Source organism: Paenibacillus sp. LHD-117, from assembly GCF_030929555.1.
Taxonomy (GTDB): Bacteria; Bacillota; Bacilli; order Paenibacillales; family Paenibacillaceae; genus Pristimantibacillus.
Window position 1 is genome coordinate 1 of record NZ_JAVFVT010000082.1, and the last position, 1,396, is coordinate 1,396.

At 51.9% G+C, this 1,396-nt stretch carries 2 tRNA genes and 3 rRNA genes; all 5 read left to right on the forward strand.

Annotated elements, in window-relative coordinates:
- Positions 1 to 111: ribosomal RNA gene (locus tag RB620_RS30090) — 16S ribosomal RNA — on the forward strand; the annotation flags it as partial.
- A gap of 218 nt (positions 112 to 329) precedes the next feature.
- Positions 330 to 446: ribosomal RNA gene (gene rrf, locus RB620_RS30095) — 5S ribosomal RNA — on the forward strand.
- A gap of 194 nt (positions 447 to 640) precedes the next feature.
- Positions 641 to 717 (forward strand) — tRNA-Ile (locus RB620_RS30100).
- A gap of 30 nt (positions 718 to 747) precedes the next feature.
- Positions 748 to 823: transfer RNA gene (locus RB620_RS30105), tRNA-Ala, on the forward strand.
- Positions 824 to 1,102: 279 nt separating this feature from the next.
- Positions 1,103 to 1,396 (forward strand): 23S ribosomal RNA (locus RB620_RS30110); the annotation flags it as partial.

Sequence of the window (1,396 nt, forward strand, 5' to 3'; positions counted from 1 at the left end):
AGTCGGTGGGGTAACCCGCAAGGGAGCCAGCCGCCGAAGGTGGGGTAGATGATTGGGGTGAAGTCGTAACAAGGTAGCCGTATCGGAAGGTGCGGCTGGATCACCTCCTTTCTAAGGATTTAAGCGTTTCTGAAGGAAACGCACATCGGAAGCATATGCTCCCGAAACTCCGATGAAGATCGGATAGGAAGCATCGCTTCCAAAGCAGTAACTCTCAGGCAGGAAGTTGCTCGCTCGTTGTCAGTTTTGAAAGATCAATTCTTTCAAAAGCATGGTTGCGTATTTTCTGAAGAGATTCGGGAAGCGTAATCATCGAAAAACACTATCCGTTTGGTGGCGATGGCGGAGGGGAACCACGCGTTCCCATACCGAACACGACCGTTAAGCCCTCCAGCGCCGATGGTACTTGGACCGCAGGGTCCTGGGAGAGTAGGACGTCGCCAAGCGGGTATTCCAAGATGCAGGCTCCGTAGCCTCTCCCCCTGGGAGAGTATCGGAAACTCCATCGAAGAAAACTCAATGATGCTTATGCGATATGAAATGAAGTTTCCGATGCCGACCTCGAAGCGATTCGGGAAGTTGGATCAATCGGTGCGGAATGGACGTCGACAAGCAGGTAAGCCAACAATCAAATACCCGAGGGCCTTTAGCTCAGCTGGTTAGAGCGCACCCCTGATAAGGGTGAGGTCGGTGGTTCGAGTCCACTAAGGCCCACCATTATCGACTGATGAGTCGATGTCCCATTACGGGGCCATAGCTCAGCTGGGAGAGCGCCTGCCTTGCAAGCAGGAGGTCAGCGGTTCGATCCCGCTTGGCTCCACCAAAAACTTCAATGTTGCGTCTTTTCTGAAGCGATTCGGGAAGCGCGGCAGCGAAAAACACTTGCACCTTGAAAACTGGATAACGAAAGTAAATTGCTGAAACATCCTTTAGCTGTTTTAAACTAGCAGCGAGCTGGTTTTGCGAAAGCGAGCCAAGCCGTTGTTGTAAGCGAAGGTTGTTCGAGATTGGGATGCATCTTGTTCTTTTGTTCCAACCATTGGTTATCTAATCAAGGAACAAACGAACAAAGCAGCACAAGCCGAATCAACCGGAGCGACTAGGTTAAGCTAGTAAGAGCGCACGGAGGATGCCTAGGCACCAGGAGCCGAAGAAGGACGTGGCGAACAACGATACCGCCTCGGGGAGCCGTAAGCAGGCTTTGATCCGGGGATTTCCGAATGGGGAAACCCAGCTGGAGTAATGTCCAGTTACTCTTGACTGAATACATAGGTCAAGTAGAGGCATACCGGGGGAACTGAAACATCTAAGTACCCCGAGGAAGAGAAAACAAAAGTGATTCCGTCAGTAGCGGCGAGCGAACGCGGATTAGCCCAAACCAAGGGGCTTGCCCCTT